At 62.5% G+C, this 12,265-nt stretch carries 13 protein-coding genes; 8 read left to right on the top strand and 5 right to left on the bottom strand.

Annotation, left to right across the window (positions count from 1 at the left end):
* Window positions 1-69 precede the first annotated feature (69 nt).
* The 4 genes from rpl18a to ACERJA_RS05810 all read left to right on the top strand — a co-directional run bounded on the left by rpl18a (window position 70) and on the right by ACERJA_RS05810 (window position 2,770).
* Window positions 70-243, top strand: a complete 174-nt coding sequence (gene rpl18a / locus ACERJA_RS05825; RefSeq protein WP_006066129.1) for a 50S ribosomal protein L18Ae — start codon at window positions 70-72, stop codon at window positions 241-243.
* Window positions 243-689, top strand: coding sequence for a prefoldin subunit alpha (gene pfdA / locus ACERJA_RS05820; protein ID WP_373607312.1), 447 nt, complete (start codon window positions 243-245; stop codon window positions 687-689). The genes rpl18a and pfdA overlap by 1 nt, the downstream gene beginning before the upstream one ends.
* A 21-nt stretch (window positions 690-710) precedes the next feature.
* Entirely contained in the window at window positions 711-2,057 is a 1,347-nt protein-coding gene (gene ftsY / locus ACERJA_RS05815) for a signal recognition particle-docking protein FtsY (RefSeq protein ID WP_373607311.1), read from the top strand.
* Between the two features lie 131 nt (window positions 2,058-2,188).
* Window positions 2,189-2,770, top strand: coding sequence for a hypothetical protein (locus tag ACERJA_RS05810; RefSeq protein ID WP_373607310.1), 582 nt, complete (start codon window positions 2,189-2,191; stop codon window positions 2,768-2,770).
* Between the two features lie 110 nt (window positions 2,771-2,880).
* On the opposite strand, the gene ACERJA_RS05805 is transcribed toward ACERJA_RS05810, so the two are convergent.
* The 5 genes from ACERJA_RS05805 to ACERJA_RS05785 all read right to left on the bottom strand — a co-directional run bounded on the left by ACERJA_RS05805 (window position 2,881) and on the right by ACERJA_RS05785 (window position 8,124).
* Complete coding sequence (locus ACERJA_RS05805; protein ID WP_076610377.1) at window positions 2,881-3,378, bottom strand: Lrp/AsnC family transcriptional regulator; 498 nt, start codon at window positions 3,376-3,378, stop codon at window positions 2,881-2,883.
* A gap of 78 nt (window positions 3,379-3,456) precedes the next feature.
* Window positions 3,457-4,284 carry a carbon-nitrogen hydrolase family protein gene (locus ACERJA_RS05800; RefSeq protein ID WP_373607309.1) on the bottom strand — a complete coding sequence of 276 codons (828 nt, stop codon included), beginning with the start codon at window positions 4,282-4,284 and terminating at the stop codon, window positions 3,457-3,459.
* Window positions 4,281-5,099: an enoyl-CoA hydratase/isomerase family protein gene (locus ACERJA_RS05795; RefSeq protein ID WP_373607308.1), complete on the bottom strand. Its 819-nt coding sequence runs from the start codon at window positions 5,097-5,099 to the stop codon at window positions 4,281-4,283. Before ACERJA_RS05795 ends, ACERJA_RS05800 begins: the two co-directional genes overlap by 4 nt.
* Window positions 5,096-7,300, bottom strand: a complete 2,205-nt coding sequence (locus ACERJA_RS05790; RefSeq protein ID WP_373607307.1) for an acetate--CoA ligase family protein — start codon at window positions 7,298-7,300, stop codon at window positions 5,096-5,098. The genes ACERJA_RS05795 and ACERJA_RS05790 overlap by 4 nt, the downstream gene beginning before the upstream one ends.
* Window positions 7,301-7,302: 2 nt before the next feature.
* Window positions 7,303-8,124, bottom strand: coding sequence for an enoyl-CoA hydratase/isomerase family protein (locus ACERJA_RS05785; RefSeq protein ID WP_373607306.1), 822 nt, complete (start codon window positions 8,122-8,124; stop codon window positions 7,303-7,305).
* A gap of 154 nt (window positions 8,125-8,278) precedes the next feature.
* Between ACERJA_RS05785 and ACERJA_RS05780 the strand changes: the two genes are divergently transcribed.
* Genes ACERJA_RS05780 through ACERJA_RS05765 form a run of 4 tightly spaced genes read left to right on the top strand, consistent with a single transcriptional unit; the run spans window position 8,279 to window position 12,101 of the window.
* Complete coding sequence (locus ACERJA_RS05780; RefSeq protein WP_373607305.1) at window positions 8,279-9,355, top strand: PotD/PotF family extracellular solute-binding protein; 1,077 nt, start codon at window positions 8,279-8,281, stop codon at window positions 9,353-9,355.
* Between the two features lie 6 nt (window positions 9,356-9,361).
* Entirely contained in the window at window positions 9,362-10,462 is a 1,101-nt protein-coding gene (locus ACERJA_RS05775; protein WP_373607304.1) for an ABC transporter ATP-binding protein, read from the top strand.
* Window positions 10,459-11,307 (top strand): ABC transporter permease, encoded by an 849-nt coding sequence (locus ACERJA_RS05770; RefSeq protein WP_006066141.1) that lies wholly within the window; start codon window positions 10,459-10,461, stop codon window positions 11,305-11,307. The genes ACERJA_RS05775 and ACERJA_RS05770 overlap by 4 nt, the downstream gene beginning before the upstream one ends.
* A complete protein-coding gene (locus ACERJA_RS05765) occupies window positions 11,304-12,101 on the top strand; it encodes an ABC transporter permease (RefSeq protein WP_373607303.1) in 798 nt (265 codons plus the stop codon). Before ACERJA_RS05770 ends, ACERJA_RS05765 begins: the two co-directional genes overlap by 4 nt.
* The last annotated feature ends 164 nt before the right edge of the window (window positions 12,102-12,265 follow it).

Below are 12,265 nucleotides of genomic sequence, written 5' to 3'. Positions count from 1 at the left end.
CGTCGTTTCGGCCCGGGCTGGCTCCGACAGAAGGGAAGATTCTTCCGACTGCCTGCCGGAGGGGTAGTCATGAGTCAATTTACGGTCACTGGCCAGTTCAAGAGCCGCGACGGCTACTCGCCGTTCGAAACGACGATCGATGCCGAAAACGAAAACGTCGCCCGCGAACACGTCTACTCTCAGCTTGGGAGCCAGCACGGACTGAAGCGCAGCGAAATCGAACTCGACGAGGTGAGCGCATAATGGGTCAGCAGCAACTCCAGCAGCTCTCTCAGGAAATCCAGCAGCTCGAAGCCGAGATCGAGGAGCTCGAGGAAGACGTCGAAGCGATCCAGCAGCAGAAGACCGAAACCGACGAGGCCATCGAAGCGCTCGAGACCCTCGAGACGGACTCGACCGTTCAGGTCCCACTCGGTGGCGGGGCCTACCTCCGCGCGAACGTCGAGGACATCGACGAAGTGATCGTCGAGCTCGGTGCAGACTACGCCGGCGAGTTCGAGCAGACCGACGCTGTCGAGACGCTCAAGAACAAAAAGGACAACCTCGACGACCGCATCGACGAGGTCAACGCCGAAATCGCCGAACTCGAGGGCGAGAGCACGGAACTCGAGCAGCAGGCCCAGCAGCTCCAGCAGCAGGCCATGCAACAGCAGATGCAGCAGATGGGCCAGGGCCAGGGCGACGAGTAACGTCGGTTTTCTACCGTTAGCATGTTCGATAACCTGAAGAAGAAACTCGGGAGCTTCCGGAAAGACGCCGAAGAAGCCGCCGAAGAGAACGTCGAAGAAGTCGACGAGGACGAACTCGAAGAGTCAGCTGACTCCGAGGCGACGGCCGAAGCCGACGTGGACGCGACATCGGAAGCCCCAGAGACGACCTCTGACGAAGCCGACGGCGATGGTGAAGCCGAGGCTGAGTCGCGATTCGAGAGCGACCGTGAGGCCGAGACTGCAACGGCGACGACGGAGACAGAGGAGCCATCGGCCCCTGATGGCACCGCCGTTCAGGAGCCATCGGTCGACACCGAGTCCGAATCTGTCCCCGAGACTGAAACCGACGAGCCGGACGCAGAGACGGCTGCCGAGGCAGATGACGGCGACGATGTGGCCGACGCCGAAGCTGAAGACGATACGACCGAAGACGATGCGGCCGACGAGGACAACAACTCGACCGGCTTCGGTGCCAAAGCCAGATCCCTCGTCAAGGGGAAGTTCGTCATTGAGGAAGAAGACCTCGAGGGCCCATTACACGAACTCGAGATGGCGTTGCTCTCGAGCGACGTCGAGATGGGCGTTGCCGAGGAAATCCTCGACAACATTCGCGAGGAGTTGGTTGGCGAGACGCGGACGTTTACGACCTCGACGGGCGAGGTCGTCGAAGACGCACTGCGCGATGCGATCTACGACGTGATCAGCGTCGGACAGTTCGACTTCGACGAGCGGATCGCGATCGAAGACAAACCCGTCACCATCGTTTTCACCGGCGTCAACGGCGTCGGCAAAACGACATCGATCGCGAAGCTGAGTCGCTACTTCGAGGAGCGTGGCTACTCGACGGTGATGGCAAACGGCGACACCTACCGTGCGGGTGCCAACGAGCAGATCCAGGAACACGCCGACGCACTGGATACGAAGCTCATCGCCCACGAGCAAGGCGGCGACCCCGCAGCCGTGTTGTACGACGCCGTCGAGTACGCCGAGGCAAACGACATCGACGTCGTGCTCGGTGATACCGCGGGTCGACTCCACACTGACGAGGGGCTGATGGACCAACTCGAGAAGATCGATCGGGTTGTCGGTCCCGACATGACGTTGTTCGTCGACGAAGCCGTTGCGGGACAGGACGCAGTCAATCGCGCCCGCGAGTTCAACAATGCGGCCGCGATCGACGGCGCGATCTTGACGAAAGCCGACGCAGATTCCAACGGCGGTGCGGCAATCTCCGTCGCCCACGTCACCGGAAAGCCGATTCTCTTCCTCGGCGTCGGACAGGGGTACGACGACCTAGAGCGGTTCGACCCCGACGAGATGGTCGACCGACTGCTCGCAGACGAGTAACGTCACAGCCCTGCTCGGTTGCTCACAGCGCACACTCGAGGACGCGACGCTATCTTTGATGCCGGTGTTAAAACGACAGTCAGCTGTAACGAGTCCGAAAACCATATATAATTTATTACTGACATTACACTATGCGTCCTCCCCGCTCCCGTCGTTCCCTCCTCGCCGCTGCGATACCGTCTGCGGTGGCGCTTGCGGGCTGTTTCGAGAGGGAACTCACGAGCCATGACGAGCCGGCCGACCCTGGAATCGTTCCTCCGGACAGATACGACTGCGCCGACAGTGACCGCCCCGATCCAGAGACGGTGTCTCACGCAGACGACGTCGAACCAGCGCCGTATCCCTCACCGCCGTCGCCGGTGTCCGACGGCGCTGATCAGTACGTCCTCGAGTTCGAGCGAGCCTATCGACGAAACACGTTTCTCGAGACGTACGGCTCGGAGGCGGACCAGTTCGAGTTCAGGTTTCAGGAACGACAGATCGATGGTATCGAATCGGACACTGAGATGGAGGCTGTACTGGCTTCGATCGTGTACGATCTGACGACGTCGACACGCCAGACCGACGCATCGACCGAACGAGACACTCGCGTTACCTACTACGTCGATGAGAACGTCGTGCTCCGGGCACGATACCGCGGCGGACTCGCGGATGAGCCATCGTTCGACCCGGATCCTCGAGACGCCGGCGACCCAGTCGCCTGCTTCGAGTAGGCGACCCAGTCGTTGCCGTTTCCGTGTTGGGCTGACGGTGTCCCGTCTCTCGTTGTCGAGTCGGTCGTGAGCGCAGCCGCCGGTATCCCGCTGTCGACACGTGGTCGGTCTCAGCTGTTGAACAGCTGTTCTAAATCCTCGTCGTCGTAGTTGACCAGCAGTCGCGACTCCTCTTTGAACGTCCGAAGAACGATGTGCGTCGCGGAGTTTTCGACACCGTCGGTTTCAATAATTTCCTCGATGAGTGACTGCAGGTGGTCGTGATCGCGAACGTGAGAGATGACGTAGAACGACATCTCCCCGATCATCGAATACACCTGTTGCACGCCCGAAAGCTGTGCGAGTCGTTCGCCGACTTCCTTCGCTTCAGGGCCGTAGACGGTCTTGATCTCAGAAATTGCCGTCATACCGAGGCCGAGTTTGTGTCGATCGAGATGGGAGATCGTTCCCGTCAGGATCCCCTGTTCACGGTATTTCTCGAGCCGATAGTAGACTGTCGACTGGCTGATGTCGAGCTCTTCAGCGATCTCGTCGGCATCGATCTCTCCGTTCTCATCTAGCTCTCTGAGCAAGCGGAAGTCGGTTTCGTCGAGTGTGATTTCGGCCATAGTACTAGGTTGTTGCTACTCCTTGAAATGTCGTCGAAACCCCTGAATCATGCACCAAACATCCCGCTGGGGGACATGTCAGTGCTTCCCACCCCCAGAACCGATTGAAACTCGATTCGTCGGTGGTTGATCGTCGCGTCGGTCGCGTCGCATCGGGTTTCGCTCCCGTTCGTCGTGGAGTGTCTCGTGGGTGATCTGAGAGACGAGCGTGCCGGACTGGTCGTCGAGTCGTTTTGCGATCGAGCCATCGGGCTCGTAGGCCGTAGTGTGGCCGTAAAACGACAGCGCTCCCTCGGATCCGGCCCGATTACAGCCAAAGACGTACGCCCCGTTTTCGAGTGCTCGAGCGGGGAGCAGCCGATCCCAGTCACCCGCCATCGGAACCGACCACGCGGAGATGTTGATGATCGCGTCGACGGCGTCCCGTGCAAACGCCGCGCTCTGTGCGGGAAAGTTCAGATCGTAACAGATCTGAACGCCAAGCGTTCGGCCCTCACACTCGAGGACGAGGATGTCGTCGCCGGGAACGAAGACGTTGCGTTCGTCACCCCACGGGTTTCGCTTGTTGTAGCGGGCCCGGACCGCCCCTCTCCGATCGATCCAGACGGCGCTGTTTCGAACGCCACGCTCGTCGCGGACCGCCATTCCAAAGAGGACGTGTGACTCGACGGCAGCGGCTGCCTTGCCGATGGCCCGTGTCGTCGGCCCTGGAATCGGCTCTGCACAGGCATCGATCTGATCAAAGATCGAGTAGCCGGTCGTCGCGAGTTCGGGAAAGACGATCAGATCCGGATCCGCCTCGGCTGCGGCCTCTCGAATCCGATCGCAAAGTCGCGCGATGGTGCCGTCGTCGGCCGGGCCGAGCGTGGGATCGAACTGGACGAGTGCAACGGTGTCGAGGCTCATTCGCCCGTAAACTCCGGTTCGCGGTTTTCGGCGAACGCATCGACCGCTTCCGCGTGGTCGTCGGTCTGGGCACAGATCCGCTGGGCGCGCGTGGCGTGTTCGAACGCCGTCTCGAGGTCGACGTCGGCGCTCTCGTTGACCAGCGACTTGCTGAAGCCGAGTGCGATCGGCGGCTGGGCGGCGAGATCGGCAGCGAACGACTCGGCTGTCTCGAGCAACTCGTCGGCGGGGACACACTCACGGGCGAGGTCCCAGTCGACGATCTCTTCGCCCTCGAGGTGGCGGCCGGTGAAGATCAGTTCCTTTGCCCGGGCCTCGCCGATCAGCCGCGGCAGGAGGTATGCGCCGCCGTCGCCGGGGACGAAGCCGACGTCGATGAACGTCTCGCCGATGGCCGCGTTCTCGCTGACGATGCGGATGTCACAGGCGAGTGCCGTATCACAGCCGGCCCCGAGCGCGTAGCCGTTGATTGCGCCGACGACCGGCGTCTGAATCGTCCGCAGGGTGCGAACGACGTTCTGGAACAGGCCGAGTCCCGCCTCGTAGTCGGCAAACTCCATCTCGGGGGTCAGCGGCATGTTCTCGAGGTCGACGCCGCTGCAGAAGGCCCGATCACCTGCGCCGGTCAGAACGATGGCGCGAACGTCGTCGTCCGAGTCGAGTTTCTCGAGGCGGGCAACGAGCGTCCGCAGGAGTGACTCGTCGTAGGCGTTCATCGCGTCCGGACGGTCGAGTGTGAGGCGAGCGACATGCTCGTGGGGACGGTCGACGCGGACGGGCGGTTCGTCAGTCTTGGTTTCAGTGGGATCTGTCATTTGTCGACACCTCCATCGGGGACCGCATCCGGCTCCTGTGTCTGCCTGTCGGGGTCGTCGTCGCCATTGCCTGACTCGAGGACGATACTCGCGTCGAGGATCTCGGCACGTTCCTCGCCCGCGAGCACCGGGTTCAGGTCAATCTCCGCGATTTCGGGGTGGTCGGCGACGAGCTGGGAGACCGACAGGAGGACGTCGACGAGCGCGTCACGGTCAACCGGCGGGTCGCCACGAGCCCCCTCGAGCACGTCCTGCGCCTCGATATCGTCGAGCATCGCCCGCGCGTCGTGTTCGGTCAGTGGTGCGGCACGGAAGGCGACGTCCTCGAGCACTTCGACGAAGATGCCGCCGAGGCCGAACACGACGACGGGGCCGAACTGCTCGTCATGGGTCGCACCGACGATCACTTCGACGCCGTCGGTCCGCATCGGCGAAACGAGCACGCCGTCGATCGCGGCGTCTGGATCGTAGGCTCGAGCGTTCTCGAGCACGCTCTCGTGTGTCGATCGAACTGACTCGTCCGCGACGTCTAGTGCGATGGCGTCGGCTTCGGTTTTGTGAATGATATCCGGCGAGACGACCTTCATCGCAACGGGGCCGTCGAACTCGGCGGCAACGCGTTCGGCATCAGCCGCCGTTTCGGCGAGCGCGTACGGCGTCACCGGCGCGCCGTACTCCTCGAGGAGCGCTTTGGCGTCGTACTCCGAGAGGGTGCCGTCGGTGGCACGGTCCTCGAGCGCTCGAACGCCGTCGGGGCTGTCGGCGGACTCGGAATCGAGCTCGAACGAACTCTTTTTGTCGGCGACCTGTAGATGTGTGCCGTACGTCGACAGCGCATCGAGACAGGCGACAGAAATGTCTAGCGACTCGTACACCGGAACGTCGTGCTCCCGAAGGATGGTGTGGGTTTCGGGCTCGGTGCTTTCGTAGGCGCTCTGGATGACCAGCGGCGTCTCAGTCGCCGCGGCGGCGTCGGCAATCTCCGCTGCGGCGGCCTGCTCGATCGGCTCGAGGTCGTCGGTAAAGCGCTGGCCGTAGCCGCCGAACAGTCCTGAGAGCAACACGGCGTCGACGTTCGGATCGTCGAACAGCGCCGCGGCGCAGTCGGCGAACACCGACGGGTCGTCGTCAGTGCCGCCAGCGACGTCGACCGGGTTTCGGACGCTTGCGGCGTCGGGAAGGACGCTCTCGAGTCGGCGCTGGGTGTCGGCTGCCAGCTGCGGCACCGAGAGGCCACGCTCGGCGAGGGCGTCGGCTGCCAGCGTCGCGTGGCCGCCGCCGTCGGCGAGGACCGCGACGTTCTCGCCATCGACGGGTGGCTGGGAGGCCAGCGCGTCGGCTGCCGCCAGCAGTTCGTCGGATCGATCGGCGCTGACGACGCCCGCCTGCTGGAAGACGGCGTCCGCGACTGCTGCATCGCCCGCGAGCGACCCCGTATGGGAACTCGCCGACTGCTTGCCGACGTCCGAGCGACCGCTCTTGCAGACGACGATCGGCGTCTTCGCTCCGGTTTCGCGGGCTTGCTCGAGGAACGCGCGACCATCGGAGAAGCCCTCGACATAGCAGACGACGGCGTCGGTGTCGTCGGTCCGTTCGAAGTAGGGGAGATACTCGTCGAACTGAAGGTCGGCCTCGTTGCCAACGCCGACGTAGTGGCTGAAGCCGACGCCTTCCCGGCCGGCGGCTTCGGTGAAGAGCGCGATGGCGAGGTTCCCGCTCTGACACAGCAGTCCAAGGTCGCCCTCGGGAACGCCGTCAGCACCGACGAGGTTCGCCCCGTCGCTGACGTTGATCAGCCCGGACGTGTTCGGCCCGACGAGTCTGACATCGTTCTCGGCCGCGATCGAGACGATTTCCTCCTCGAGGGCTTCGCCTTTCTCGTCGGTCTCGCCGAAGCCGACGGCGATGACGACTGCGCCACCAACGTCGATCTCGCCGCAGTCTTCGAGCACGGACGGGACGATCGGTCCCGGAACGACGATCAACGCGAGGTCGACCGGCTTGGGGACGTCGGCGATCGAGGCGAAAACCTCGAGGCCGCGGATCTCGTCGGCCGACGGGTTGACCGGGTAGATCGTGCCTTCGAAGCCACCCGCCTGGAGAGTCTTGATGGCCTGGTAGCCGCGTTTGGACGGATCGGACGAGGCACCGACGACGGCGATCGACGACGGCTCTAAGATGCGATCGATCGGATCACGCATGATTACTGCCCCTCGAAGATCGGTTCGCGGTCCTCGGCGAACGCATCGACACCCTCCTGCCAGTCGTCTGTTTCCATGCAGGTAAGCAGCGCGTCGACCTCCGCGGTCAACGCGAGCTCGGGATCGTCCGGCCGCCGGTCCAGTTGTTCTTTCGCGAACGCGACTGGGATCGGCGCGTTGCCGGCAATCTCGCCCGCGAGATCGTCGACGGCAGCGTTCAACTCGTCGGGAGGGACAGTCTCGTCGACGAGACCGATCGCCGCGGCCTCGTCGCCGTCGACGCTGGCTGCAGTGAGCAACAGTCGCTTTGCCGTCGCAGTGCCGACACGATCGGGAAGCCGATAGGTGACACCACCGCCGACGTAGGTGCCGATCCCGGCCTCGGGAAATCGCATCTCTGCGTCGTCGGCCATCACGATCAGATCCGCGCTGAGGGCCAGTTCGGCGCCGGCACCAATCGCGTACCCCTGTACCTTTGCGACGACAGGGCGCTCGTGGGTTTGAAGCGCCCGACAGGCTCGCTGGGCGGCCCAGGCGTACTCGCGCTTCTCGCCGGCGGTTCGCTCACGCTCGCCGTGGGCTTTCATGTCCGCGCCGACGCAGAATGCCCGGCCGGCCCCCTGAAGGACGATGACGCGTGCATTCTCGTCACTCGCCCGCTCGAGTGCACCAAGGACGCCTGCGTACAGTTCCTTCGTGACGGCGTTGAGCCGGTCCGGGCGTGTCAACGTGACAGTGGCGACATCGCCCTCGAGGTCGTACTCCACGGCATCAGTCGCTGTCGGTTCGACAGTGTCCACTCCTCGATCATCAGTGCAGTCCATTGTTTTCGTTTTCCCTCGTCCGTAGCGAGAGAGTTACTAGTCATAATTTCTCCTAACTCACTTAGCTATTTCGGAGGTTTTCTTAAAATCCTGTATCTAATTCGGAGTCGGCGTTAGAATTATATAGCTCCTTATCATACCAGTTGTCAGGCCCATGACTGACCGTAACATGGTAACAAGGCGGAAGGCGCTGGCAACGATCGGTGCAGGATCACTCGCGGGTGTTGCGGGCTGTCTCGGCGGCAGCTCGAGTACACTCCGATTCCTCGGGTTTGGCGGCAACACGCAGGAGTCTCAGATGGAGATCTTCGAACGCTGGGCCGACGACTCGGAGTACGAAATCGAGGGCACGTCGGCCGGTGGGACCACGGAGATGATCTCGATGATCCAGCAAAACCCCGGCGATTTCGACATCGTCGCGCTCAACGACACGGGGATGGCGCAGGCAGCGGCCGAGGACGAGCCCATCCTCGAGCCGATCGACGTCGACGACGTCCCGAACTACACCGACAATATCCGCGATGGGGCCCAGGACCTGACGTTCCTCGTCGAGGACGGCGACACGATCGGGCTGATCCGAGAGAACGGTGCGACGGGCTACGCATACAACACCGAGCTCGTCGACCGCGAGCTCACCTCGTGGGACGACATCAAAGACGACGAGTTCGACGGCGAACTCGCCTTGCTCGACCGAGCAGTCGACCGGTTTTCGAACTGCGCGGTTGCGATCGACGCCGACATCAACGACGCCGCTGACGACGAGGCCCTACTCGAGGACGTGATCGACGAGGCCGAGGCGCAAAACGAGAACTGCTTTAGCTACTGGTCCGACGGAGCGACGTCGATCCAGTACTTGCGCCAGGAGAACGCGACAGTCTGCGAGGCGTGGGGTGGCCGCGTCCTCGCACTCCAGGAGGACGGCTACGACCACATCGAGTACGTCATGCCCGAGGAGGGGGCGATGGCCTGGACCGACACGCTCGCGGTTGTCGACGGCACTGAGAACCGAGAGACCGTCCACGAGCTGCTGGACTTCACCTACGAGCGAGAGAACCTGATCGACATGTCGGATGCGATGAACTACACGGTACAGATCGAGGATCCACCCGAGGAGATGACCGACCTCCCGGACTACGCGCCCGTCGAGGATCTCGCCTTCCGCGACTGGTCGAAGATCCTGCCGCTGCAAGACGAGTGGTCCGAACAGTTCCAGGAAGTCAAACAGACATAACTACCGATGCTCGAAGTCACCGGACTCACGAAGTACTACGGAGAGCTGCTCGCCGTCGACGACGTCAGTTTTCGAATCGACGAAGGCGACTTCGTCACACTGCTCGGACCGTCTGGCTGTGGGAAGACGACGCTGTTGCATATGATCGCCGGACTCCGTGAGCCAACCGACGGCCAGGTCAAACTCCGCGGCGAGGACGTCACCGACCTGGCACCTGAGGACCGCAATATCGGAATGGCGTTCCAGAGTACGGCACTGTTCCCCCACATGACGGTCCGAGAGAACATCGCCTACGGCCTCCGAATGCACGGCTACGATGCCGAGGAACGCGATGCGCAGGTCCAAGAGTTCTTAGAACTCGTCGATCTTCCCGACCACGGCGATCATCGCCCGGACGAACTCTCGGGTGGACAGCAACAACGCGTCTCGCTCGCTCGAGCGCTCGCATACGAACCTGACATCCTGTTGCTGGACGAGCCGTTGACGGGACTGGATCGCGTCCTTCGCGAGGAGATGCGCGAGTGGCTGATGACGCTGCAGCGCGAACTCGGCGTCACATCGCTGTACGTCACCCACGATCAGGAGGACGCGCTCTCGATGTCTGACAAGGTGGTCGTCCTCGACGACGGGCAGAAACAGCAGGCAGCCCATCCCGAAACGATCTACGAGGAGCCAGCCAACGAGTTCGTCGCCACATTCGTCGGGAAATCCACGACGTTTGGTGGGACTGTCACAACCGTCGACGAGCAGCCGACCGTCGAGACCGACGCAACTCGCGTCGCCGTCACTGGCGACCACGACGACGGCGAGAACGTCAGCCTGTTCGTTCGCCCCGAAGACGTCGACGTCGAACCCGTTTCGGCGACCGCGGACGGTGGCACGCCCGTCTCACAAACGGAGTCGGCGGCACCGACCGCAGCAGCGACCGCCGACAACGCGTTCCCCGGCACCGTCGAAAAGGTCTCTAACCTCGGCAATCGGACCGAAGTCACCGTCACACTCGAGAGCGGCGAAACGGCGATGGCGAACACGCCTCGGTTCCCGGACATCGCAGTCGGTGATGCGGTGACGGTTACGTTCGACCCCGAGTCGGTGGTCGTGGTATGAGCGTCGTCGTTGACCGGAGTCCGGTCCCCAGCTGGCTCACCGAGCGCATCAGTAATCGCCATCTCGTGGCAATCGGCATCGGCTGGGTCACGCTCTTTTTCGTGTTCCCGATCCTGTTTCTGGTCGTCGAGAGTCTTAATTTCGGCGACGGCAGCCTCTTCCAGGCCTACCACCGGGCGACCGGCGGCGTCTACGTCAGTGCGTTCGTTCGGTCGTTCATCTACGGGTTCGTGACAACTGTACTCACCCTCGTGTTCGCGTACGTGCTCGCGTACTACCTCGTCTTCGCGAGCAAGCGCGTTCGACTCCTGTTGACGCTGGTTGTCGTCCCGTTGTGGATCGCCTACATCATCCGCTACTTCGGCTTGATGTTGTTTTTCTCACCGACGGGACCGCTCGCACAGGTCACCGGCCTCGAGATTGACCTGTTGTTTACCTCGACAGCCGTCGTTCTCGGGTTGACCAACGCGTATCTTCCGTTCGCCGTACTGCCGATCTACAACTCACTGAACGCGATCCACCACGAGACGATCAATGCATCTCGAGTGCTCGGCGCCGGGCAGTTCCGAACGATCCGCGAAGTCGTGTTGCCGTTATCCATGCCAGGAATCGTCGCCGCAGGTGTTATCGTGTTCATCCTTGCGACCGGGTCGTTCCTCGGGCCTGCAGTTCTCGGTGGACCGAACCAATCGATGATCGCAAACGAGATCGCACGCACGTTCCTCGAGGCGTACAACATTCAGCTGGCATCGGCGCTGGCGGTGATCTACACCGTCTTGCTCGTCGCGTTTATCGCGGCGTTCAACGCCGTCTTCAACCTCCAGGAGGCGCTCGGTAACCTATGAGCGTGACCTCCTCGATTCGTCGGGCCAGCCTGGTGCGACAGGGCACGTTGCTGTTCGTCCTGTTGCTCATCTATGCGTTCTTGCTCGTGCCGGTGGCGATCGTCGTCCTCACGTCCTTTACCGGGCAGACGTTCCCGGCGATCCCCTACGACGGCATCAGCCTCCAGTGGTACACGGAGTTACTGACCGACAGTCAGCTCCTGGGTGCGCTGGTGACGAGTTTCATCGTCGCGACAGCGGCGTCGCTGCTGGCCGTCGCGTTCGGGACGGCTGCGGCCGTCGGCTTCGTTCGCGCCGAGTTCCCGTACAAACAGCAGCTCTCGACGATCATGCTGTTGCCGATGATCATCTCGCCAGTCATCACCGGGATCGCGCTGATCCGCTACTTCGGGATGGCCGACGTCTCGAGTGGCTACCCAGCGCTGATTATCGGCCACTCGATCCTGACGGTGCCGTACGTCTTCTTGCTCGTCCGGTCACAGCTGGTAACCTTCGATGAGGACCTAGAACAGGCCTCTCGCGTACTCGGTGCTGACTCGACGGTGACGTTCCTGAACGTCACTGCGCCGATCATCTCGCCGGCGTTGCTGGCGGGCTTTTTCGTTGCCTTCGTCGTCTCCTTCGGCGAGTTCACCGCGACGCAGTTTCTCATCTCGCCGGCCTCGAGTACCGTCCCGGTCGAGATCTACACCATGCTTCGAACCGGATTGACACCGACGATCAACGCGCTCTCGACGGTTCTCGTCGTCATCATGGTGGTGGCGGCACTGCTCAGCCGCTACTTCGAGAGCTGATCACCGTTTCTGGCCGCAGTTTTACACGCACTGGGCGCTTCCGACGGCCTACCCTGCCTGTGGTCGTGCTCGTTCAGCGCTCGCGCCATCTCCTCGAGTCAGCGTTGCCGGCTGTCCCGGCTGAGAGCGTGTTGTTCCCCTCCAGACATCCCGCGAAGCCGACC

The organism is Natronorubrum sp. A-ect3, from assembly GCF_041821125.1.
GTDB classification, from domain to species: Archaea; Halobacteriota; Halobacteria; order Halobacteriales; family Natrialbaceae; genus Natronorubrum; species Natronorubrum bangense.
The sequence above is the reverse complement of the archived record's forward strand: the minus strand, read 5'-3'. Positions and strand labels throughout refer to the sequence as shown.